Source organism: Sulfurimonas xiamenensis (genome assembly GCF_009258045.1).
GTDB lineage: Bacteria > Campylobacterota > Campylobacteria > Campylobacterales > Sulfurimonadaceae > Sulfurimonas > Sulfurimonas xiamenensis.
Genome location: NZ_CP041166.1, coordinates 1,315,139 through 1,339,070 on the forward strand (window position 1 = coordinate 1,315,139; position 23,932 = coordinate 1,339,070).

General features: G+C 31.6%; 22 protein-coding genes and 1 tRNA gene. 9 read left to right on the plus strand and 14 right to left on the minus strand.

Going from position 1 to position 23,932, the window contains the following annotated elements:
- Window positions 1-14: 14 nt before the first annotated feature.
- The 9 genes from FJR47_RS06665 to FJR47_RS06705 form a co-directional block, all read right to left on the minus strand.
- Window positions 15-1,166: a hydrogenase small subunit gene (locus tag FJR47_RS06665; RefSeq protein ID WP_152299670.1), complete on the minus strand. Its 1,152-nt coding sequence runs from the start codon at window positions 1,164-1,166 to the stop codon at window positions 15-17.
- 156 nt (window positions 1,167-1,322) lie between these two features.
- Window positions 1,323-2,582: a nickel-dependent hydrogenase large subunit gene (locus FJR47_RS06670; RefSeq protein ID WP_152299671.1), complete on the minus strand. Its 1,260-nt coding sequence runs from the start codon at window positions 2,580-2,582 to the stop codon at window positions 1,323-1,325.
- The gene (locus FJR47_RS06675; RefSeq protein WP_152299672.1) at window positions 2,575-3,456 is read right to left on the minus strand and encodes an NADH-quinone oxidoreductase subunit B family protein; all 882 of its coding nucleotides are present in this window, start codon (window positions 3,454-3,456) and stop codon (window positions 2,575-2,577) included. Before FJR47_RS06675 ends, FJR47_RS06670 begins: the two co-directional genes overlap by 8 nt.
- 2 nt (window positions 3,457-3,458) lie before the next feature.
- Entirely contained in the window at window positions 3,459-4,049 is a 591-nt protein-coding gene (locus FJR47_RS06680) for a TetR/AcrR family transcriptional regulator (RefSeq protein WP_152299673.1), read from the minus strand.
- A 136-nt stretch (window positions 4,050-4,185) separates the two neighbouring features.
- A complete protein-coding gene (locus tag FJR47_RS06685; protein WP_152299674.1) occupies window positions 4,186-4,560 on the minus strand; it encodes a RidA family protein in 375 nt (124 codons plus the stop codon).
- 32 nt (window positions 4,561-4,592) lie between these two features.
- Complete coding sequence (gene dapE / locus FJR47_RS06690; protein ID WP_152299675.1) at window positions 4,593-5,690, minus strand: succinyl-diaminopimelate desuccinylase; 1,098 nt, start codon at window positions 5,688-5,690, stop codon at window positions 4,593-4,595.
- Window positions 5,691-5,745: 55 nt separating this feature from the next.
- A complete protein-coding gene (locus FJR47_RS06695; protein WP_152299676.1) occupies window positions 5,746-8,742 on the minus strand; it encodes a MutS-related protein in 2,997 nt (998 codons plus the stop codon).
- A gap of 170 nt (window positions 8,743-8,912) precedes the next feature.
- Window positions 8,913-9,671 carry a hypothetical protein gene (locus FJR47_RS06700; protein ID WP_152299677.1) on the minus strand — a complete coding sequence of 253 codons (759 nt, stop codon included), beginning with the start codon at window positions 9,669-9,671 and terminating at the stop codon, window positions 8,913-8,915.
- 8 nt (window positions 9,672-9,679) lie between these two features.
- Window positions 9,680-9,880: a MerR family transcriptional regulator gene (locus FJR47_RS06705; protein ID WP_152299678.1), complete on the minus strand. Its 201-nt coding sequence runs from the start codon at window positions 9,878-9,880 to the stop codon at window positions 9,680-9,682.
- 565 nt (window positions 9,881-10,445) lie between these two features.
- On the opposite strand from FJR47_RS06705, the gene FJR47_RS06710 reads away from it, so the two are divergent.
- The 9 genes from FJR47_RS06710 (at window position 10,446) to FJR47_RS06745 (ending at window position 18,507) form a co-directional block, all read left to right on the plus strand.
- Complete coding sequence (locus FJR47_RS06710) at window positions 10,446-10,793, plus strand: hypothetical protein (RefSeq protein ID WP_152299679.1); 348 nt, start codon at window positions 10,446-10,448, stop codon at window positions 10,791-10,793.
- A 294-nt stretch (window positions 10,794-11,087) separates the two neighbouring features.
- Window positions 11,088-11,210 (plus strand): hypothetical protein, encoded by a 123-nt coding sequence (locus tag FJR47_RS09795; RefSeq protein ID WP_277871742.1) that lies wholly within the window; start codon window positions 11,088-11,090, stop codon window positions 11,208-11,210.
- Window positions 11,211-11,370: 160 nt separating this feature from the next.
- Window positions 11,371-11,724 carry a hypothetical protein gene (locus tag FJR47_RS06715; protein ID WP_152299680.1) on the plus strand — a complete coding sequence of 118 codons (354 nt, stop codon included), beginning with the start codon at window positions 11,371-11,373 and terminating at the stop codon, window positions 11,722-11,724.
- 205 nt (window positions 11,725-11,929) lie between these two features.
- Window positions 11,930-13,678: a hypothetical protein gene (locus FJR47_RS06720; RefSeq protein WP_152299681.1), complete on the plus strand. Its 1,749-nt coding sequence runs from the start codon at window positions 11,930-11,932 to the stop codon at window positions 13,676-13,678.
- Between the two features lie 2 nt (window positions 13,679-13,680).
- Window positions 13,681-14,046 (plus strand): hypothetical protein, encoded by a 366-nt coding sequence (locus FJR47_RS06725; protein WP_152299682.1) that lies wholly within the window; start codon window positions 13,681-13,683, stop codon window positions 14,044-14,046.
- Entirely contained in the window at window positions 14,047-15,135 is a 1,089-nt protein-coding gene (locus FJR47_RS06730) for a zonular occludens toxin domain-containing protein (RefSeq protein ID WP_152299683.1), read from the plus strand.
- A complete protein-coding gene (locus FJR47_RS06735; RefSeq protein WP_188093707.1) occupies window positions 15,074-16,210 on the plus strand; it encodes a type II secretion system protein GspD in 1,137 nt (378 codons plus the stop codon). The genes FJR47_RS06730 and FJR47_RS06735 overlap by 62 nt, the downstream gene beginning before the upstream one ends.
- 119 nt (window positions 16,211-16,329) lie before the next feature.
- The gene (locus FJR47_RS06740) at window positions 16,330-17,625 is read left to right on the plus strand and encodes a rolling circle replication-associated protein (protein WP_152299685.1); all 1,296 of its coding nucleotides are present in this window, start codon (window positions 16,330-16,332) and stop codon (window positions 17,623-17,625) included.
- Window positions 17,626-18,507, plus strand: coding sequence for a tyrosine-type recombinase/integrase (locus tag FJR47_RS06745; RefSeq protein ID WP_152299686.1), 882 nt, complete (start codon window positions 17,626-17,628; stop codon window positions 18,505-18,507).
- 63 nt (window positions 18,508-18,570) lie between these two features.
- On the opposite strand, the gene FJR47_RS06750 is transcribed toward FJR47_RS06745, so the two are convergent.
- The 5 genes from FJR47_RS06750 to FJR47_RS06770 all read right to left on the minus strand — a co-directional run bounded on the left by FJR47_RS06750 (window position 18,571) and on the right by FJR47_RS06770 (window position 23,869).
- Window positions 18,571-18,661 (minus strand) — tRNA-Ser (locus FJR47_RS06750).
- A 71-nt stretch (window positions 18,662-18,732) separates the two neighbouring features.
- A complete protein-coding gene (pyrF, locus tag FJR47_RS06755; RefSeq protein ID WP_152299687.1) occupies window positions 18,733-19,416 on the minus strand; it encodes an orotidine-5'-phosphate decarboxylase in 684 nt (227 codons plus the stop codon).
- A 65-nt stretch (window positions 19,417-19,481) separates the two neighbouring features.
- On the minus strand, window positions 19,482-21,437 hold the full coding sequence (gene acs, locus FJR47_RS06760) for an acetate--CoA ligase (RefSeq protein WP_152299688.1): 1,956 nt from the start codon (window positions 21,435-21,437) through the stop codon (window positions 19,482-19,484).
- On the minus strand, window positions 21,438-22,052 hold the full coding sequence (locus tag FJR47_RS06765; protein ID WP_152299689.1) for a 3'-5' exonuclease: 615 nt from the start codon (window positions 22,050-22,052) through the stop codon (window positions 21,438-21,440).
- A gap of 2 nt (window positions 22,053-22,054) precedes the next feature.
- Window positions 22,055-23,869, minus strand: coding sequence for a putative nucleotidyltransferase substrate binding domain-containing protein (locus FJR47_RS06770; RefSeq protein WP_152299690.1), 1,815 nt, complete (start codon window positions 23,867-23,869; stop codon window positions 22,055-22,057).
- Window positions 23,870-23,932 lie beyond the last annotated feature (63 nt).

The following is a 23,932-nucleotide window of genomic DNA, read 5'->3' on the forward strand; positions in this document are numbered from 1 at the left end:
TCTATACTCCTTAATTATTCTTTTGGGTTCTTAATTAGCGAAATCGCCGCGTGTGCCGCTATACCTATTGCAGTAACCGTTAAAATCCCAACACCGATTTTATCCGCCGTTGCATCTGCACCAAGACCGCCAAAAACCGTATGATAAAGTCTGTCGCCAAGAGGCTCGTGAACGATTCCCATTTTATCCCAAAAGTCAGGCTCACTGCATCCCATGCAACCGTGCCCTGCTTGAACAGGCCAAGAAGTACCTTGATTGAACTTCTGTTTTGAACAGTTGTTAAAAGTGTACGGTCCTTTACAGCCTACTTTGTAAAGGCAGTAACCCTCTTTTGCACCTTCATCGCCGAACTGCTCTACAAATTCACCTGCATCAAATCTGCCTCTTCTCTCACATGCATCATGGATTCTAAGTCCGTAAGCCCATTTCGGTCTGTTAAAAACATCAAGCGCGGGAAGCGTTCCATAAAGAATAAAGTGAAGCAATGTTCCCACAATATTGCTCTCGCTTGGAGGACACCCAGGTACATTTATAACAGGCTTGTTTGTAACATTACTAAGTGCCGTTGCATTTGTAGGATTTGGATATGCTGCTTGAACACCGCCAAAAGATGAACAAGAACCGATTGCAAAAATAGCCGCAGCATTTTCTGAAGCTTCCCTTGCACTCTGTTCTCCCGTTTTACCGTGAGCACCGATAGTTAAAAAATAATCACTCTGAGCGTGCGGGATACCGCCCTCAACCATTAAGATGTATCTGCCTTTATATTTTTCCATGGCATGTTCAAGATTGTGTTCAGCTTGCCAACCCGCCGCTGCCATAATCGTTTCATGATACTCTAGTGAAATATAATCAAATATCAGACTATCTATACTTGGAGTTGCAGACCTAAGCAATGATTCACTGCATCCCGTACACTCCGCCATATGAAGCCAAACTAAAGGAAGTCTATCGGCTAGTTCGGCAGCTTTTGCAACAAGAGGGGTAAAACTGGCAGGCAACATCAGCATGGATGTCATCGCCCCAGCCCAACCCATAAACTCTCTTCTTGAAAAGCCTTTCTCTTCAATCAACTTTGATATTGATACCTCATCATCAAGTTTTGGTAAATTTGACAACTCATCCAATCTAGAAGACAACTTGTTAAACAGACTGCTGTTTTTCATGACAAACCCCCTTTAATTTTAATTATATTCAAAAATGAATATTCATTCAATAATGGTATATGAAAAAAACTTAAACTAAAATTAATATGTCTTATATAACTATTATTTATATAAATATACTCTTATTAGCTTAAAAAATAATTATTTTTTTTTATTTTAGTGGGTAGTACAAACTGAGCAGACATCAAACGATTTGAAAACAAGTTCGGCAGTTTTAACATCGCTTAAACCAATCATCGCTTTTTGCGAAACACCATGTTTATCTTTTGTTCCGCCACTTAAGTTCCATTGTGTCGGCGTGATAATCTCATAGTTTTTTATCATTCCGTTTTCTATCTCAACTTTATGAATAAGCGTGCCGCGCGCAGCTTCTACGGCAGAATATCCGCTGGAACTTAGTTTTGATATATCAATTGAGGGTTCAATATATGACTTTTCACTCAAATCCAAATCTTTAATCAACTCTTTTGAGTGTTGTAAAAGTTGAGATATTTCACAAACCCTTGCCAGTATTCTGCTAAAGATACTGTCGCCGTATTTTTTATGGGCATCTGCTATAAGCGGAGTTTTGTTCACCATGGCGCGGGCAAGCGGACCTACTTCATAATACTTATCTTTAAAGCTTACATTTTTTGCAAACGATGAAGGCATTTCAGACTCTTTGACATGTAATACGGAGATATTATGAGTTATTTTTGCCTTTAGCGATTTGCCCTTTTTAAAGTAGCTGTTGTGTCCAAAAGAGATAAATCTGTCATAGCTTTTTCCGTACTCTAACAAGTTCTCTTTTTTTATCTGTCTCAGTATGTCAGGCAAATCTCCCTCATAATCCAAAAGAGCATCTGCATCTTCACATGTTAAAAAATTCTCACTCTTGGTTTTTACCAGATTCTCTTCCACAAACTTAAGCGTCTCAGCCATATAGTGTTGCAGTTTTATAATATCTATCTCTGTTATTTCACAAACTACTCCGCCGACAACTGCGTAAGAAGTATGCGGATACTGTCCGCCGAATATTGCAATCGCTTTTCCCATAAGCTGAGACGGATATGTAGCTTTTAAAATCTCTTGCTTATGTCCGAATAGAGGCAGCATTGTGAGATAAAACCATTTAAAATGGTTTTGGATAAGCTCGAAATTAAGCGTTAATTCTCTTATAATCTTCGCCTTGTTTGAAAGCTTTAAATTACTATAGCAGCTCTCTAGTGCTTGAACTGTAGCTATTAAGTGAGCATGTCCGCAGATTCCGCAGACTCTCGGATTTATAACAAGCGCATCAAAAGCATTTTTACCTCTTAAAATATTTTCGATATTTCTTGTCGACATAAACTCTATATCAACAAAATCAATCTTGCCCTCTTTAAAATTAAAGTTGAGCTTCGCCTCGCCCTCTATCTTCTCTATTAATTTAATCATCAATCAACTTCTTTTCTAGTCTATCAATTTTAAATGCTTTTGAAATACCTGCGAGAGTAAGATAGACTCTTTTACCCACACCAACGGGGAGATTTTCCGGTATTGCCATATTTTTTTTCGTACTGAAGAGATTTTGTCTCGGAAATGTAGGTTCGGTACAACCCATGCAAGGAACTCCTGCTCTGGTTTTTGAGTTTACCTCGTTCCAAAGTATTTTGTTACAACTTCCGTGGGTAAAGGGCGCTTGACAGCCGTGGTCATAAAACATACACCCCTCAAGCTCTCCGAAACGGTGATTATCCACTTTGTACTCAAAATATTCGTTTCTCGTACAGCCGTTATGGACGGTATAAGCGTAAAACTCTTTTGGTCTAAGAAAATTATCCAGTTTTAATGCAGCGCTTTTTTTGATTGCATAAAGAGTGTTTACCAAAACTTCGGGATGAACGGGACACCCTGAAACCGAGATGGTTTTATCCAGCAAATCTTTATGTGTTTTTAGCGGTTCTTCTTTATCAAAATGCAGACCTGAAGTCTCTTCATAACCGCTCTCTCTAAAAATCCCGCCAAAAGTTGCACATGTACCGACCGTAACAATTTTTTGGACTATTTTGGAATATTTTTCAATTATATCGACAACAGAGACATCGGCTCTTTTAAACTCTTTTGATATTGCGCCTTCTATTAGCAAGATATCACATGTAATCTCTTTTGAGACTATATCTTCAAGCGAGTACTCAGAATCTATGACGGGATGATAAATAAACTCAAAATCATCTAAAAATTGTTCCATGTACGGATAGTTTAAAAATGAGTGTGTATTGCCGTTGCAAGCGATTGCGCTAAGCCATAATACTCTCATTTTCTTTTTCATAATTATTCTGCGCTCAACGCTTTATAGATATTAAATGTTATATCATCTACATAGTCGTTTAAATCTTTTGGTAAAACATTTTCACCTTTTAAAAAGACCATGCCGCCGAGATAACCCATAAAAAGACCAAATGCGCTGAAAAAGTCCTGTTCTCTCAAATCGCCGCATTTAACGCCCTCTTCAAAGTAAATCATTATCTCTGTGACAAACTCGTTTACGCAGAGCATTCCCTCGCAGCTCTCTTTAAAAACTTCGCGGTTTGAGAGGTATATTCTTAAAAAGTAGTCTATCATTTCAGGTTTTAAAGAGGCTGTCTTAAAATATATTTCTACTATTTTTCTTGTTTTTTCTTTAGTGGATATCTCTTGTTCGTTTATCTCTTTTAACTTTTCGCCTAAATATGCAGAGATATATTTTATGATTTCTATTGCTAGAGTGTCTTTAGATTTAAAGTAGTTATACATGTTACCGACACTCATCTTTAGCGAAAGTGCAATATCGGGGATGGTAGTGCTATAAAACCCTTTTGAGGCAAATAGTTCTAGAGCCGTTTGTATTATCTGCTCTTTTTTTAACTGCTTTTTATCTAACAAAACACTCTCCTACTCTATTTACATGAAAAAATTATACTATAAAGCCGTTTCAATCCTCTTTATAAAATCACTTAACCACAAGACTGAGAGAACTATAACTCTATATAAAAAAGACGGCATCAAAAGAGAAGTTTTGTCATTTTACCAACGCTACTGCATCAATCTCAACAAGGGCATTTTTTGGCAGCGTCTTTACTGCAACGGTTGAACGAGCAGGTTTATGAGAGCCAAAAGCCTCTGCATATATTTCATTAACCGTTACAAAATCATCCATAGAGTCTAAAAATATCGTCGTTTTAATAACACTCTGCATTGAAGCCCCCGCCTCTTCTAAAACTGCTTGAAGATTCTTTAAAACCTGTTTTGTCTGAATAACCACATCATTTTCAAGCATAACACCCTCTGGAGTAAGTGCAATCTGCCCCGATGTAAAAACCATACCGTTTGCTACTACTGCCTGAGAGTATGGACCTATTGCCGATGGCGCCTTGTTTGTTTGTACGAACTTCATTTTTTTCTCCTATTAATAAATTTTTATCTCTTTTATTTCCACATCTTGATTAAATTTTTGAAAACTTCATAAAGTTTCTCAACCTCTTCTCTTGTTGTTCTCTCATTTACTGCATGAATTGTATCATTTATCACGCCAAATTCTACTACATCAACACCTAAAGGAGCCAAATGTCTTGCATCTGAAGTTCCGCCTGCGGTTGAGTGTTTTGGTTTGATACCCGTTACACTTTCTATTGCTTTATCAATATTTTTTACCAATTTTGTATCAGTATTTGTTCTAAAGGGATATGAGCCTTGAGTAAGTCTAAGCGTATATTCCAGTCCATCTAAATTTTTAGCTACAAACTCTTCTACCTCTTTTTGTGTTGTCAGAGTAGTGTTTCTTACATTAAACATCATTTTAAGTTCGTTTGGAGTTACATTTGTAACCTCCATGCCCGCCCTAATGTCTGTTATAACAAATTTACTTGGAGCAAAGAACTCATCGCCATTATCCAAATCCACTCCTGCCATATTGGCTAATCTTGGAGCTATTAAATTGATTGGATTTATAGATTTTTCAGGATATGCCGCATGACCCTGCTTGCCTTTTACAGTAATATAACCATTGATAGAGCCGCGTCGACCTACTTTTATGGCATCACCAAAGATACTCTCACATGTAGGTTCTGCAACAATGGCGACATCCGGAAGCATATTATGCTCTTTAAGATACTTTAAAACCTCTATTGTTCCGTATGTTCCCTCTCCCTCTTCATCTGAAGTTAAAAGCAAAGAGAGTGTTCCATTGAAATTTTTACTCTCTTTAACAGCCTGAGTAAAAGCCGCAACACCGCTCTTCATATCCTGTGTTCCACGACCGTAGATATACCCATCTCTCTCATCTGCTTTATAAGGGTCGCTATCCCAACCGCTGCCCGCCGGAACCACATCAACATGTCCGGCAAAACATAGATGCTCCCCATTTCCAAATTTCTTATAAATAAAAAGATTTTTTACATCTTTAACATCTACTCTAACAGCATTAAAATCAGGCAGATAACTCTCTATAAAATCCAAAAGTCCCCCGTCATGCGGTGTTTCACTTTTTGATTCAATCATAAATTTAAACAGTTCAATTATTTTCATTTTATACCTAATTTTTAGTTTATCTAAAAGCAAATTATACTATTTTCTATAGTGCTTAATCCCAATTATCTAAAGTAAACTCCTTTAAATTATCTTGATTTTTATCTTCTTTGTTATTGATTTGTTCTTTATACTTTAACTCTAATCCATTTGATGTCATTACAAAACCATCTACTTTTATCTTTTGTTCATGTATCTCTTTGTGATGTTTTTTACAAAGAGGAATAAGGTTGTGTTTTACATCTTTATGAAAATGGCCTATAAAACCGCTGCTGTCTGCTTTTGATTTATGATTTATATGATGTACATCTTCAGCTACCGCTCCACAAATCACACATTTTGTTATATAGAGCTCTTTATTATATTTGCTTGTTTTCTTCTTTACAAGAAGCTCTAGCTCATCAAAATCATTCGCAAGACGCTTTCTAATCCTATTTGCAGTTTCTAAAAATTCACTGTCCATATGAAGTGACTTTGCAAACTCTAACCCATAGATACTGCTTCCGCTTCCTGCTTGAAGAATTCTATTGAAAGTAAGTTTGTCCATCTGCTCATCATACTTAACACTTAGGTGAAGATCTACAACATTTTTTAACTCTTTTATCTCCTGCATAGTTGAAAGCTGATGTAGATGTGTTGCAAAAAGAAATATAGAACGAAGATTAGCCAGTTTTATAATAGCACTTGAAACTATCGCAACACCGGAGAGCGTCTCTGTTCCATGACTTATCTCATCTCCTAAAATAAGCGAGCGGACCGTAGCACGGTTAAATATATTTTTGAGTTCCAGCATCTCAACCGCAAATGTTGATAATCCTTTAGCGAGATTGTCTTTTGAAACAATTCTTGTAAAAAGAGAATCAAAAAGAGAAAACTTCATAGCAGAAGCACTTACAAAAAAGCCTGCTTGAGCCATCAATGTGGCAAGTCCGATACTTTTCATAAGAGATGATTTTCCGCTGGAGTTTATGCCATAAAGCAAAACGCCGTTTATTTCGTGTCCGTTATGCGAAGCTGTGTCCAACATAACAGTTTTGGGATATGGCAGATCCATATAAGAGCGATTTCCCATAATAACATCATTTGGCACATAGATACTGTCACTTTGTATCTCGATAAGAGGATGACGAAGCTGCATTATTTGAATAAAATTTTCATCACTTTCTACATCACAAATTTTAGGTCTTGAATGTTTGTAAAGCTGAGCAACTTTTGATGAACTCACTCCTACATCCAAATCAGCAACATAGCTTATTATGCGGTCAAAAAGAAGAGAATATCTTCTTTCATAAACACTTTGCAGCCCAATAAATCTATCTTTTACCAATGCGATAATCTTACGACGATTTTTCATCAATTGATCCGATAATTTATCGGTAAAATTTGATGTTATTTTTACACTGTTAGTTAATTTTTTAACCATATAATCTTTAAAATCATTGTGCTTGTAAAACTCAGATTCTATCATCGAAAATCTATTTTTGCTAAGAGAGAGATAGTATCCCTCTTTTTCCAAAAATCCAAGAGTCACCAATTTATTTGAACTGCTTGCATTTGCACTCTCTAAAATAAGCTCGATTTTATTCATAATATCTTCAAACGCAATAAATATAATTCTATTTTCTTTCACTAAAGTATCAATAGCCTCATCAACACCGCCCATTAAAAAATTTTCATCAATCGTTGCATTTGTAAAACGGCGTGAGATATCTAAATCTATACTCTTTGTAATATCTCTTAAAAATTCATCAACTTCACTCTCGTGAAAAGGTATTTTTTGGATTTTATGTTTTTTTGCATATATTATCAACTCTTTTACACTTAACATTGATTCATATATATGATTCATCTCAAATGGATGAAGTTTGCCCAGATCAAGCCTACGCGACAATCTCTCCAAATCATATATCCCACGCATTATCTCATCAAGATATCTTGTATGCGATGACACTTTTTCAATTAAATCGTACCTTCTTTCAAGCTCATCTTTCTCCATAATAGGATTAAGAAGTCTCTCTTTTAAAAGTCTGCGGCCGATTGCCGTTGCACTCTTGTCGAGCATTTTTAAAAGAGTAAACTCTTTTTTATCTTTTGAGACTACGCCCATCTGTTCAAGTGCGCTGTTTCCCAGATACATAAAACGGCGATTGTCTATTATCTTTGGATAATCCAACTTTTGAATTATATGAATATCATGCTCAATAATAAAATCTATAAGAATTGCCAACGATTCTGTTATCATTGGATTTCTTTCCAAATCCAAATGCTCTATGGCAGAGAGCAGCGACTTAATCTGATATACTTCACAAAAAAGTCTATTTTGAAACTCTATCTTTAATCTTTGATTATTTACGCTGTAGTTATAATGCTCGGGAATTTCAAGATAGTGCATTACATGCCTTTGATCATCCACTCCATCCAAAAATGTAACAATTACTTCTGATGTTCGATATGTATTTAAAAGATTAAAGAGTTCATCTAAAGCATAAGCAGGATCTTCACTTGTTCCATGACTTTCATAAAGCCATGTTTTACCCGTAGTTACATCTATGGCACTATAACCTACTGTATATATTCCTCTAAATTTATCCACCAAAATTGAAACTATATAATTGTCGTCATTATCAATTATATAATCAAAATTTGTTCCAGGAGATACAATTTGGGAAACATATCTGCTTATTTTTGGTGGATTTCCCTTTTGTTTTACAACTATAACAGTATATTTTTGTTCTGCTATAAGGCGGTTTAAATATCTATCAAAAGATACTGCAGGAACTCCAGCTAAAAGGGGATTTTTATCACTATTTTCTATTATGTTTTTATTTTTTTTGGTAAGTTGTATGTTTAAAAGCTCAGCTATCTCTTTGGCTTTACCTATCTGCTCTTCATCGTTATTTACTTCATAAACTTCAAAAAAGGTCCCTATTTCCATAAAAAGAACAGTATCATTACCATATTTTTTTTCGAAATATCTTTGCAGATCAAAGTAGGCTTGAGTTAGCAATTTATCTTTATTGTTTAAAAGTGATTCGATTTCAGATGAACGCATTTATAACTTTTTTGATTATTTTTATCGAGATTATAGCACAATAGATAATGAAGATAAAGAGTATCAACAATTTGTTACTAATAAAAATTTGAGATTTTTTTGTTGGAGTTTTATGGTGGACAGAGAGGGATTCGAAAAAAACTTACCCTTAAAAAAGTACTTTTTTTCCGTTATTGATATTGTAAATTTATATTACAATCCTGTTTTGTTTGTATTAATATTTTATATTTTCCTTTTGGTGCTTCTTTATTTATTCTTGAAAATAAAAGCCCTTTTGCTTCTGCAAAATTTTGTCCTTTTTCTGTTAATATTGTCACTCTTTTAGCACAACCAATCGGCTCTTGTGATACATCTATAAAACCATCTCTATTTGTGTTAAATACTCTCGAGTATTCTTTACTATTGTATTTAAAATGTGTTGTTCCTTTGTTTATGTTAATTTCATTTTTTGCATATAACCATGAATAATCTTTTTCTGCATTTTTATAAACTATATTTTTGTTGTTATTTATAATGTCATATCTAAATATATATCTTAGTGTTATTTTTTCTTTTGGTAATAGCAGCTTATTAGCTACTTTTTTAATTGTTGATTTTGTAGTTTTATTTAGTTTTATGTTATCACTTTTCAAAATTAATTTAATATTATTTATAGTTCCGTTTTTTTCTAAATCAAATTGAACTATATTTTTATCTCTTATATTTTTTGTTGTAAAAATATTATTTATTGCTTCTTTTATTATTGTTTTATTTATTGTATTGATGTTTTTTTCTTCACTTTCTTCTATATATTCTTTCTGTTCTTGATTAAGATTTAAATCTTTATATAGTGCTCTTATATTTTGTTCAATTTTTATATTCATTTTTACATCTATACTATTTGCAAATGCTATTGTTACTATTAATACATTTATTAAAAAATATTTCATGTTATTTCCTATTTTAATTTAAATTTTCCATTGTTGGCTTTTGCTTTTATGTTTTCTAACTCTTGTAAATGTTTTTTTGTTGCCTCTATACTTTCATCTAATGCCATGCCTTGATTTATCAGTCTAACTAGATCAGGTTTTTCTTTTTCCCAATTATCTAAAGTTCTTAATGATATTCCAAGTATATCAGCTAGTTCTTTTCTTGTCATTTTCGTATTTTCCTTGTTAATTATGCAATTATTGCATAAACTTAAGCTTTCTTTTATGTTTTTGCAGATATAGTTTTAATTATACGCAAATATTGCATATTTAAGGAGTGACACATGCAGGCACAAAACAAATTTATTGACTCTAACAGTTTTCAGAATCAAAAGTTATCTCATGTAGATAATTTAAAAAAATATGGTGTTGTCACTTCTTCAACTCATAATATTACCATAAACCATAAAAATATAATAAAAAATTTCTTAAATCAAATCAACGCTTTCACTCTGATGTTCAATAAGTCGTTAAGAAAGATAGATACGCAATCACGGAACTGTATACAGAGTTTGATGTAAGTCGTTGATATCACGGGCAATGAGCTTGAACCCGTTAAAAGCTAGTCTTTCCGCCTCAGTCACTTCTGGCGGGTTAAAACAGAGTGATAAATTAGGTTTTATGAGCATATATAAGGTTCAGAGGCGTGTATGGCGGACTGCTTTTACATATGTTCTTAAAACTTAATTACGACAGTGGTTAAGTCAAAAAAAATCTTTCACTGAGGAGTGACAAATGGCAACTTTACATATGATAGGTACTTTAATGGAAGTAAAACCTACAGAGTACGAGGATAAAAAGACAGGTAAGATGAATTACAACACTGAACTTACAGTGATGTTTAATGGTGTAGATGAAGAGGGATATAAAAAAATCTCTGTTGAAACTATCTCTACAGATGAAGAGTATTACGATGATCTAAAAGAAAAAATCGGTTTTACTGTATCTCTTCCTTATGTTATGAAAATAGACCAATACGGTGTTAAAGTTTATCCTGACCGTTCTATGCCTGTTCTTGTTCTTGAAAAAAATCCTCTTGATTATTCAAAATTTGAGAGAAAATCTAAGACGGTAGCAAAATAAGCACCGCAGGTAGAGGGCGTAGCCCGTTGTGTCCCATCGCTAAGGGATTAAAAATTTTAGGTTTACAAAAAATCTTATGGCAGCAAAGACCAGTTGAAAGATGAAATCTTTCTCCTAAATGATATTGCCAAATCGGTTCAAGCACGGTTTAGTTACGCTAGACACTCGCCAGAATATTATAAAGGCAAGATGAAGTTTGTTCGAGAGATAAAAGAACTTAATTTTTAAATATACGGGGTCGCAGATAGCGGTTAAGAGTATGCCCGATACTTTTAGAAACATGGGGGTTTCACAATGGATTTAACTGGTGTAGCATTTAACACAACTGATGTGTTAGCGGTAGCTTCTTTGGTTTTAGCAGCAACTGCTGTTATTTGGGGTGCAATTAAAGCTATTTCTATGGCAAATAGAGCTTAAAATGCCTGAGTTGCCTAACATTAATTTAGATGTAGTTTTTGCACTTTTTACGATTGTATTAACTGCTCTTGCTTCTGTTTGGGCTGTAAATAAAGTAATAATAATTGCTAAATCTCATTAGCTTTTAGGAGCTTTTGAGATTATATAAAAAGAGGAAAAAATGAAATATTTAATAAGTTTAATTTTATTACTAAATTTTTTAAATGCTTCTATGCTTTTAGATTCTCAAAATACTTGTATAGATGATTTTTATCTACAAAATCAAACTTTCTATTTTTTAAAATCTTCAAATAATACCTGGTATTCATCTACAGATTTAGAACAAGTAAAAACAATAATTCCTAATTTTATTTTTGATACTGAGTTAAATAAATGTGTTGCAAATCCTGCTTTTATTTTAGGTATGCAAGAAACAGAATACAACTTTTTATTAGGTATTGTTGGAGTTATTTTTGGAGCTGTTTTTATGTTTTTTACTACTCAAATTTTTACAACTGTAGGCGGTCGTAGATGATATTAATAGAACTTACAGATATGCAAATAATAAATTACTTTGCAAGTATATTTATAAATTTAACTGCTGTTATAGCCCCTCTTTTTGGTGCTTTAGCACTTACAAGGCATTAAAAAATGAATTTATTTTTTTATTTTCAAACAATTACATTAATAATAATTTCTTTTTTTCTTTTTAGTTATTTAGAAAAAATAGGTCTAATATTATGAAAAAAATATTATTTTTTATTATAACTCTTTTTATTTTTAGTTCTTCCTTATTTGCTGATTATGTTTTAGGCTCTGAATCAGATTTAACAAATGAAAATGTTACTTCATACTGTGATAGTAAAAATCCTGAATTGAATTTTTATGCAAATAAATATTATGGTGTTTATGAGCCTTATTCTGATTATTATGGTGGTTTATCGTGTGAAAGTAGTTTAAGTTTAATTTCAGGCACATGTGGTTCTACTGTTGGACATACTACTTATTTTACAGTTTTGATTTCAACTCCGGGTAAAACTTGTTCTTCTGGCTATGTTTCTGCTAAAAAATATGCTAGAAAATATATTTTAAAACAAAAGCCTACCTGTGCAGATGGTGAATATTTCGATGTTAATTTGGAACAATGTATTAATCCTGATAATGACGGCGATGGCATATTAAATGAATGTGACCCTGATAATCCTGATTTTGAAAATTTAGATTGTGATAGTGACAATATATTAAATGGTGTTGATTCTGATATTGACGGTGACGGAATATTAAATGGTAATGATTCAAATCCTTATGTTAATGATTCAGATTCAAGTTCAGAAGATTCCAGTAAGGTATGTCCTGCTACTGCGTTGACTATGACTCCTGTTAAAGATGAAGCTTCTTGTTCAATGTCAAATCCTTTGTTTACTGTTCCTGATGGTGAACTTCGATATGTTTCTTATGTAATGTGGGACGATTGTCGTAAATCTTGTATGGCTGATGTTTTAACATGTCCTTATGGTCAAGCTATAAAAGATGGTCGTTGTCAAAGTGTTGTACCAGATGTAGATGATTGTCTTGGTCGTTCTGTTTGTCGTATTATTTCTTTTGGTGTATCTCCTAATGTTTCTTGTTTTAAATCTTGTGATTGTTTAACAGTTGAACATCCTGTTCCAGATTCAACAACTGGTTATTTTTATGAAGAAGTTTCATGTGCTAATATTAAAGATGATGCTTCGGAATTAGATGATTTAAGATTAAATGATGATACTAATAAAACACTTCCTACAGATTTATTGATAGATTCAAATGCTTCGGCTGATTTAGATGTTTCTGCTTCTATGAAAGTTGCTTTAGAGTCTTATGCGGCATCTAAAGAATCAACTCAGTTAGATTTATTATCTGAATCAAAAATTCAAAGTTTACAGCTAGTTAGTGCAAATTCTAAACTTACAGATATTGAATCTTCTTTAAAAAATTTTTCCGCTGTTGCAACTTCAAATCAAAAAGTTATAGGTGATTCTCTTGATAGTATTAATGTTGGTGTTGTTAATAGTAATAATCTTTTAGGTCAATTAGTTGATGGTCAAGACACTGGTAATACTCTTTTAGAAGATATTAAAGGTCTTATAACAGATTTAAATACTTCTTCTGATGGTGATTCTAATGTTTCTGGAGATTATACTGAATCTGATGGACAAGCAACTGATAGAGGTAATATAGATGGTTCTTTGTCTGAGTTTTATACTTTTTTAGACAATATTACTAATGATTTTAATAATATGAAAAGCATGTTAGATGGTGGTTTGTCTGCTTCTTCAATGTCTAGCGGTTCCGCTCCGGAATTTTGTGCTGTTGTTTTTGGAAAACAATTATGTATAAATTTATGTGATTCGTTTGGTCAGTTTTATTCTGTCTTTTATTATATTTTTACTGCATTGTTTTTATTTGCTGCATTAAAAATTTATTATCTTGCATTTAAAATGAGGGTTTAATTATGCCGACACTTAATCTTGCTTACATATTTGAATTAGCTTTAAAATATGCTAGAAAATATCTTTATTCTATTGCTGCTATTTCTTTTTATACTATTTTATTTTCTATGTTTGTTTCTTTTATTGCTGCTTTTGTAGTTTTTTATAATTTAATTACAAATTTTTTAAATTTTACTGCAACTTCTTCAGGTGATATGATAGATAAAGTTTATGGTTTATTATCTTGTATTGGTTTTACAAATGCTTTAAATGATCAAAAAGCTGTTTTAATTGCAGCAATTTTATTTTTGCTCTGGCGTATACTTTATGCTCAAGTTGTATCTCTTTATTTTACTGTTTTAAGAATTATTTCTCCGTTGGTTAAATAAATGATAGTTTATCTTGTTGGCGTTCCTGGAAGTGGTAAAACATATAAAGCTGTTTATACTATTTTTAATAATTTTTCTACAGATGAAAAAGCTAAAAAAGATGTAAAAAAAGATTATTATAATTGTTATACAAATATAAATGAATTTAAATTTGATAAAGTTCATGATGTTAATCCGCTTGATTTCGATGATTTAAAGCGTAAATTAAAACAGTTACATAGATATTATAAAGATAAAGTAACCGATGAGTTTCTTATTGAAAAATGTAAAGAATATGAAATTTATAAGACTCTTTTTGTTATAGATGAATGTCATAATATTTTTGATAAAAATGATCCTGTTCTTATTTGGTGGCTTTCTTATCATAGACATTTATATCAAGATATTTTTTTAATTACTCAAAATCTTTCTCTTGTTTTTGGAAAATATAAATCTTTTTCAGAGTATTTTTATAGAGCTAAAGCGACTACTGTATCATTAAATAGAAATACTTTTAAATATGATGTTTATATAAATTCCCGTCTATCTATGAATGCTAGAAGTCACACAGAAAAATTACCAAAGGTTAAAGAAGTTTTTGAACTTTACCAGAGTGGTGATTCTGTTAATTCTAAAAATATATTAGTTCGTTTCATTATTTTTTCTTTAATTATGATTTTTTTAGGTGTTGTTTTTGCTTATGCTTATTTTTCAGATTCTTATCCTGAAGAAGTTTTTGATAATAAACCTATTGATAATAATTCTACTTCTGTTGTTATAGATAAAAATTCTCAAAATGTTTCTGCTTCTTCTATTAATTCTCATGATTCTATTGATCCTAATAATAGACAATTTTTTAATCTCACTTGCAATAATACAAATTGCTATAATAAAGATATATTGCTTCCTCTTGCATTACTTGAATATTTTATTAAAAATCAATCTATTACTTTTTTTTATTCTGTAAAAATCAATAAAAATTCATCTAAGTTTTATTTAGATTCTACTGATGATTTTTATAAATATATTTCAAATAAAAGGCGAAAAGATGATGATTATAAAACTGTTGATGATACTTCTACTCATAGTTCCGTATTTAGTAGCAAATGAAAAAAATATTACTTTGCTTGATTTAACGGAGCAGCTTAGTACTCAAAATAATATTAATGTTTATATTGATGAAAATATAAAATCTAAAGAAGTTTCTCTTTTTGTTCCTGAGTATATCAGTAATAATGAATTTTTATATCTTTATCGTGAATCAGTTAAAAAGTTGGGTTATGAAGTTACTAGTTTTAATAATACTTATTATCTTACTAAAATACCTTTAGATGATGTTTATTCTTATTTTTTTGATTTAAAAACTAATAGTTTTGAAGCTGTATCTAAATATCTTACTTTTAAAAATATACAATACCAGTATATTGATACTACTAATGTAATTATCTTTTTTTGTAAACAGCAAGATTATGCAGCACTTTATAAAGATATTTTAAAAATAGATTCTCAAAAGAAACAAGTTACTCTTAAATTTACAATTATAGAAATTAATCAAGATGATTTAAAAGAACAAGGTTTTGAATTTTCAACTACTTATCAATCAGCAGATGATACTTATAAGAATGTTTTAAATACTTTTGTTTTACCTTTTCAGTCTACTAGTCCTATTTTTATGCGGTCTACTTTCTATAGTGCATTAAAACTTTTTAATGAGTTTAAATTTTTTAAAATTATTCAAAATCCATATATTTTAGTTCAAGATAATAAAGATTTTAATTTTTCTGCTGTTAATAATATACCTTATCAGACTTCTACTACTGTTACACAGGCTACAAACACATCAGAACAGGTGAGTATAGAATATAAAGATGTTGGTCTTAAAATTAATGGTAAGACTTCTATTTATGACGATTATGTAAATCTTGATTTAGATCTAATTATTGAAGATATATTGAGTACTACAAATAATATTCCTACAACATATAAACGGCAACTTAAATCAAATACAAATCTTAAATATGGCGAAGTTCTTATTTTAAGTGGAATTAATCAAACAAAAATAAATAAAACAGATTTTTCTATACCTTTTATTAGCAATATTCCATATCTTGGAGAGCTTTTTAAATATAAGAGTGAATCAGAGGTTAAGTCTAATATATCTATTGCGATAGAGGTTATTAGGTGATTTTGTAGTCTGGGCTTCATCGCCGCTTTGGGAGCTTGCGACCAAACGGCGGTGAGCCTCTTGGCTATCTATAAAAAGTTATCGGACACGATTAAAAATTAAAAATAGGAAGTGACAATATGATAAATTACGGTTTAACAAAATATCAAATTAAAAAATCAAAAGAAAAACTCGCAAAAAATAAAGAGTTTATGCATAATAATGGAATACATCTTGATAATAAAATTATTCCTTTTGCTGATTTTGTGGCAAATAGCTATATGAATGCAGATAGATACATTGCTGAACTGCAACATAGAGCTTGGTCTATATTTGACTATGCTAAACAAAAAGATTTAAAAAATGTTTTTATTACTCTTACTTTGCCATCTCATTGGCATCCTAAAAAAACTTATAAAAATAAACTTGTAAATAATAGAAAATTTGGTGGTCGTAAATATATTACTACAATCAATAAAATAAAGTTTTTAAATTGTCATGTTATTCAAAGAGTTCCTTTTATAGATCCAATTCTTGATTTTAGTAATACTATTGAAAAATATACTCCTCATAATGCTTCTAAAGAGCTTTCTAAAATGTTAAAAAAGATATTTGATGATAGAAGTTATAAAAATATCGAAAAAGACGATAGATGTTATCTTCGTGTTACAGAGCCTCATAAGGACGGTACACCACATTTACATATTTCTCTTTTTGTTCCTGCTGATAGTCTTGATTCAATTGTTAATGCAGTAAATAGGCTCTTCCCTGCTCCACTCTCTAAGGTTGAAACAGATGTAAATTCGCCTATCTCTTACTTGATGAAATATATTTTAAAAACTCTTGATGATTTAAGAGAGGATAGCGACAAAATAACAAATCTTACACTCTGGTATCTCTATCACGGCATTTGCAGATTTTATACTAGCCGCACTTTTGTAGCTCTTGAAGTGTATCGCAAACTTAACGGCATGTATACGCTCTTGGACTTAACAGCTGCATATCATAATGAGGATATTAATATTTATATTGATTCTAAAACTAAGCAAGTTCTTAGAATAGACAATGAACATGGCATTATTTATACTCGTAAACCTGTTAATTGGGCTGAAAAATTAGAAGATTATACATATTTAGAAGCTGAATTTGAGCCGTTATTTAAAGAAAAAATTGAAAAACCTATTGATGTTATTATTGATGGTGAATCATATATTTATTTTAATAAAAGATATTCTAAAGTTATTAAAAAGCCTTATCAAATGAATGTTTATGAGCTTTGGGATTATTATCAAAATATAGATATTGAAACAGTAGATTTAAATCATTATGCATATACTAAAAATATTTTAATAGACAAAGGTTTATTAGATGAGTCTAAAATCAATCTAGCTTCATATCAAGATGATTTTTTTAAATTTGAAAGTGAATTATTTTAAATGACTAAATTTTCTCATTACTCATCTCTATATCTTGATTTTAAAAAACATGAGTTAAAAAACTCTACTCTTGATAAATATACAAATATAGTTAAAAATAGAGTAGATCCTTTTTTTGGAGATAAAAATATAGTAGATATAAAAGTGAGTGATGTTAAAAAATGGCTTTATAGTATTGATGATGTAGGTTCAAAGAGTAAAAGACATTATCTTGGTGTTCTTAGTGGTATCTTTCAAGAGGCTCTTTTTGATGAAGTTATTCAGCGTAATCCTGTAAAGCTTGTAAGACTTCCAAAATATAATAAACCTGATATTAAACCTTTTAATGCTGATGAAGTAAAAATGATTATGAATAATGTTAAAGATAATAACTATAAGTACTATTTAGCTATAGCATTTTATACCGGTATGCGTTCTGGTGAAATAATAGGACTAAAAAAAGAAGATATTGATTTTAAAAATAAAGTTTTATATGTAAAAAGAAGTCGTAATAGATTTGGAGAGAGTACTCCAAAAACAAGAGGCAGTATAAGAGAGATTCCTATCATACAACTCTTAGAGCCTTATATTAAAGAACTTTTTGATTTACATGATAATGAATATCTTTTTATTACTCAATATAAAAAACCTTATCGTGATACTAATGTTTTTACCAATAAGTATTGGATACCAAGTCTTGATAAGTTACAGATAGATTATAGACGACCGTATAATACTAGACATACATATGCAACAAATATGCTTTATAACAGTTTAGTATCTCCTGTACAACTTGCACAACTTTTAGGGCATGCAAATACTCAAATGGTTTATGATGTTTATGTTAGTTATATTGATTCAAATTATAAAGATTTTGACAGAAGTATTTCTATTTATAAATAATGGTAAGTAGGGGATTTTTATTTTTTAAAAAAGTGTCTTTAAAGTCCTAAAAATAGGGCTTTATGGTGGACAGAGAGGGATTCGAACCCTCGGTACAGTTACCCATACGCATCCTTAGCAGGGATGTGGTTTCAGCCAACTCACCCATCTATCCGTTGAAGAGTGCAATTATAGTCATATATAAATAATATATAGCTTAAAACTTATTCACGCAAAGCTATATATTTAAATTTGTTCTAATATTTTCGCGACAACTAAGGCAGGATTATCAGATTTATATATTGGACGACCGACAACTATAAAATCTACATCTGCTTTTTTTGCAAATGCTACATCAGCTACTCTTTGTTGATCTTGTGCATCTTCGCCAAAAGGACGAATCCCTGGAGTCAATGTCATAAATTTTTCATTTGTTATTTTTTTAATAGATGCGCTCTCATAAGCAGAACAGACGACACCGTCAAGTCCGCTGTCATATGCGTCTTTTGCAAATTGATCAGCTTTTTGTGCTATTTTACTTTCATAAACCTCTGCAAACTCCTCCTCATTAAAAGAAGTCAATGCGGTAACAGCTAAAACTATTGGGCGGTTTTCATACGGAGCTATTCTATCCATAACCTCTTTCATAGCGCGCTTACCTGCACTTGCATGCACATTGAACATATCAACTCCAAGTCCGATAATCGATTCAGCAGCATCTGCCATTGTATTGGGAATATCATAAAGTTTAAGATCTAAAAATATTTTAAAATCGGGATTTATTTTTTTAATATCTTTTAAAAACTCTTCGCCGTCGCGAATATAACTGCGAAGTCCGACTTTTAGCCAAAGAGGATAATCTTTTATTTTTTTAATTAAATCTAAATTTTCTTGTTTTGTAGGTAAATCAAGGGCTACGCAAAGTTCCATTGTTTCTCTTTTGTATTTTTATTTTAAATGAAGGGGTATAGAGTAGAAAAATCTACTCTATTTTTTTATAATCTACAAGATTGAACCGCAGTAGCAATAGTTGCAACTATTGAAGGATCCTCAAGAGTTGATGTGTCTTGTGTAATCTCTTCACCTTTTGCTATTGAACGAAGAATTCTTCTCATAATTTTACCAGAACGAGTTTTTGGAAGTCCAGGAACAAAAACAACATCATCACAAAGAGCGATATTTCCAATCTCTTTTTTAATAACATTATTAATTGCTTTTACCTCTTCAACTTCATCAGCAATACCATTATCTTCTTTTAAAACTATGTAAGCAAAAATACCTTCACCTTTGATATCATGAGGTTTTCCTACAACTGCTACTTCAGCAACATTTGGATGCTTTTTAATAGCCGCTTCAACTTCAGCAGTACCCATTCTGTGCCCGCTTACATTGATAACATCATCAGTTCTTCCAGTAATAGTAATGTATCCATCCTCATCATAAATAGCGCCGTCACCTGTAAAGTAAACTGGTTTGCCATCTTTTTTTACATCGCCAAAGTATGATTTTATAAATCTATCTTCATCACCCCAAACGCCTCTTATCATTGATGGCCATGGACGAGTTACACACATTAACCCTTTTTCTCCAACTTCTGCTTTGTTTCCATTTTCATCTAAAATCTCTCCCATAATTCCAGGAAGAGGCATGGTTGCACAGCCAGGTTTGATTGGTGTAGCTCCAGGAAGAGGAGAAACAATATGTCCGCCTGTTTCAGTTTGCCAGTATGTATCCACAATTGCACATCTGCTTCCGCCAACTTCTTCATAGTACCATTTCCATGCCGGAGGGTCAATCGGCTCACCAACTGTTCCAAGAACTTTCAGGCTTGAAAGATCATATTTAGAAGGTTCATCTTCTCCTGTTTTATGAAGAACACGGATAGCCGTAGGCGCTGTATAGAATTGGTTAATTTTATACTCTTCTACCATTTTCCATGGACGCCCTGCATCAGGATATGTTGGAACACCTTCAAACATAACAGTTGTTGCACCCATTGCCAATGGTCCATATACGATATATGTATGTCCCGTAATCCAACCGACATCTGCAGTACACCAATATGTATCATTCTCTTTAACATCAAATACCCATTCCATAGTCATTTGAGCCCAAAGAATATAACCTGCAGAATTATGCTGTACACCTTTTGGTTTTCCAGTACTTCCTGATGTATATAATAAGAAAAGAGGATCTTCTGCATCCATAACTTCAGGCTCGCATGTAACATCTTGATTTTTAATCAATTCGTTATATGAATAATCACGCCCAGCAACCCAGGTTATATCCTCATTATTTCTCTCAACAATTAAAACTTTCTCAACTGTTGTTTTCTCTTCAAGAGCCTGATCAACTACAGGTTTTAACATATAAGGCTTATCTTTTCTATAAGCTCCATCAGCTGTAATAACTACTTTTGCTTCAGCATCAACAATTCTGTCTCTTAATGCTTCAGCAGAAAAACCGCCAAATACTATAGAGTGAATTGCTCCGATTCTAGCACATGCAAGCATTGCATAAGCAGCTTCCGGAATCATCGGCATATAGATAACTACACGCTCGCCTTTTTTTACACCAAACTCATTTTTAAGAAGATTTGCCAACTTGTTTACATTATAATAAAGTTCAAGATAGGTAATAATTTGTTTATCTCCGCGATCACCCTCAAAAATAATAGCCGCTTTGTTTTTACGACTGTTTAAATGACGATCAATACATTGAGCTGAAACATTTAATTTTCCGCCTTCAAACCATTTAACAAACGGGAAATTACTTTCATTAAGTACATTATCAAAAGGTTTTATCCAGTCTAATTTCTCTTTTGCAAAACCGCCCCAGAAACCTTCATAATCTTCCATCGCCGCATCTTGCAACTCTTGATATTCACACATATTTTTAATTCTAGCATTTTTCGCAAACTCTTTATTTGGTTTGAAAATATTTTTTGTCATTTATCTTTCCTTTGTTAGTTTTAAATAGATCATTGCCGTCATAATTGCGTCATTGACAGCATTATGTGTCCCCATATTAGGGATGTCACAGTTTTTCAAAATTGTATCAAATCTTAAATCAATATTTCCTTGAGGAATCAAAGAAATTGATTTGTCAAAGTATATTTCAGATACTTCAATCATTCTATTAGGAAGTGTTATTCCAAGAATCTCTTTGGTATATTTATTTATCATATCCACATCAAATTCTAAATAATATCCTACAAGTGGTCTAGAACCTACAAAATTTAAAAACTCTAAAATACCCTCCTTTGTTGTTTTTGCATTTTTTAAATCAAATGGACGAATACCATGAATTTTAATACTGCTAGAGTCTATTTCCTTAGAATTCTTTAAAAAAACTTCAAAAGTTTGTGATGTAAGAATTTTATTGTCTTTAATTTTAACAGCCCCGATAGAAAGTATTTCATCCTTTTTTGTGTTTAAACCTGTTGTTTCAGTATCTACTACAACAAGTTCTCCGCTTTTATCTTCATCAAATAAAAATTTAAAATTTTTATCTTTAAGTTTAGAAAAATTTGCTTTAGTTTTTAGCTTTGAGATAAATGAAAACATTATCAAGAAACCATATTAAGATGAAAATGAAAAACCATAAATTTTTTAAACTTATTTATGATTTTAAAACTGTCTTTTAACAAGTCTCTTTGTATTTTCTCCAATTTTTTTGGATTAATATAGTTACTCTCTTCAATGTTTTTCGCTTCAAGCATAGCTTGTAAACGAATAGAACTTAGCGTGTCAAAACTCTCTATTAGTTCTGTTGCGAATGTTTTATCAATTACGCCTATATTGTTTAGCTCTTTTATTCTCTCAATTGTATTTGTAGCATCTATTCCATGCTTAAGACTTAATGTTCTTATGCCATGAACTAAAGCAAAAATGCCACCTTTTTTTAAATTTAACCTATTGTCATGCTCTTTTTCTATTACAAAACCCGAAAACAGAGACAAAGGCGTATCAAAATGGAGTATCGCCTTTGCTACATGTGCCAGTACATCATCTCTTGAATAAAAATTATTGTGAAGATACTCTCTTAACTCATTCAATAAAGAGATATCACCTGCGACACATTTTGAATCTAAAAATATGCTAAGATTTTTAACACTCTCTTCACTCATCTCATATGTCCATTCATCTATAAGCGATTTATAAGAAGTCATATTTCTACGCCAAAATGCATTGCTTACCATAACATCTCCGCCGCACTTTGGAAATCCAAGCTCAAGCAGATATGCATTTAACTTCATCATAGGTTTTGTAAATAGATTTACATCCACACCGTCTCTAATAATAAGCGCATTGTCTTGATCACTCTTTATAGTCTGTTCTTCTCTGCCTTCGCTTCCCATAACTATTAAAGCACAATCTTTTTTTAAATCATCTTCAACACACATATCAAAAAGTTTTTTATATATTTTCTCATTTAAAGAGGAGAGAAGTTTTGTAATATATCTTACTTTCACACCTTTTGCTCTAAGCAATATGATTAAATTTTTTAGATCATCTCCAAGAGCTTTTAAGTCATCAAGTTTTTGTGCTTTATCAATCTGAACTGCTATTAAATGTGAATGATTTGCAAAATAACTAAGCAAATCCAATTGCTCTAAAACACCTACAATAGTCTCTTTATCTTTTACGACAACCCTTTTTATCTCTTTTTGTGTCATCAATAAAAGTGCATTAAACAAAAAATCATTTTTATCGATGCAAACTAAACCGTATGTCGCTATTTTATACGCCTTATCTTTTACATCAATACTAGCAAGCAAAACTCTTTCTCTTAAATCCTTATCTGTAATTATCCCGTATTCATCAACATTTTTTACAATTATCACACTGGATTTTAACTCTTTTTGTTTTTTAAGTGCATCTTGTATAGAGACAGTCTCATCTACCATACATGCATTATGCAGAAAAATATCATTTACTCTTGAGATAAGAAAAGGTGTTAATTCACTCTGCGTTGCATAATTTTTTAAATGTTGATGACGGGTTACAAAATCTTGTAAAAAATATCCTTGAACTCGTTTGTCTTGCATAAGATCTATAAAATCATCTTTTTTTATCTCATAGCAGATCAGATCCTCTTCTACAATAAAATCTCCATTTGATTTTTCATATATAAGAGCATCAGCATCAAAGCTGTCTTCTCGAGTAAAAACTGTATGAATCTCTCCGTCAATAATCTCTTTAACAGAGCCTTTGATAATAATGTAAAATGCAACAGAAGGGAGATTTTTTGAGATAAGAAGAGTGTCTTTTGGGTAGTAAGCTATATCAATCTTTTTCATCAAATTATCTAATGTAATCGGACTTAAAAGCTCAAAGGGATGGATAGATTCTATAAGTTTTCTTTGATCATGTATACTCACAAGATTAACTCCATTATTGACTCTTTTAAAAAAATTTCACTATACAAACAAAAGGAATTTTTT